General features: G+C 52.7%; 1 rRNA gene. It reads left to right on the plus strand.

The features are described from left to right. Positions 1-812, plus strand: a 23S ribosomal RNA gene (locus tag QQF33_RS03365); the annotation flags it as partial.

Consider the following 812-nt stretch of genomic DNA (forward strand, 5'->3'; position numbering starts at 1 on the left):
TGTGAACTCGAAGAGTAGGGCGGGACACGTGGTATCCTGTCTGAATATGGGGGGACCATCCTCCAAGGCTAAATACTCCTGACTGACCGATAGTGAACCAGTACCGTGAGGGAAAGGCGAAAAGAACCCCGGCGAGGGGAGTGAAAAAGAACCTGAAACCGTGTACGTACAAGCAGTGGGAGCCTCTTTATGGGGTGACTGCGTACCTTTTGTATAATGGGTCAGCGACTTATATTCTGTAGCAAGGTTAACCGTATAGGGGAGCCGAAGGGAAACCGAGTCTTAACTGGGCGTTAAGTTGCAGGGTATAGACCCGAAACCCGGTGATCTAGCCATGGGCAGGTTGAAGGTTGGGTAACACTAACTGGAGGACCGAACCGACTAATGTTGAAAAATTAGCGGATGACTTGTGGCTGGGGGTGAAAGGCCAATCAAACCGGGAGATAGCTGGTTCTCCCCGAAAGCTATTTAGGTAGCGCCTCGTGAACTCATCTTCGGGGGTAGAGCACTGTTTCGGCTAGGGGGCCATCCCGGCTTACCAACCCGATGCAAACTACGAATACCGAAGAATGTTATCACGGGAGACACACGGCGGGTGCTAACGTCCGTCGTGAAGAGGGAAACAACCCAGACCGCCAGCTAAGGTCCCAAAGTCATGGTTAAGTGGGAAACGATGTGGGAAGGCACAGACAGCCAGGATGTTGGCTTAGAAGCAGCCATCATTTAAAGAAAGCGTAATAGCTCACTGGTCGAGTCGGCCTGCGCGGAAGATGTAACGGGGCTAAACCATGCACCGAAGCTGCGGCAGCGAC

The sequence above is a fragment of the Lelliottia wanjuensis genome (genome assembly GCF_030238365.1).
Lineage (GTDB): Bacteria > Pseudomonadota > Gammaproteobacteria > Enterobacterales > Enterobacteriaceae > Enterobacter > Enterobacter wanjuensis.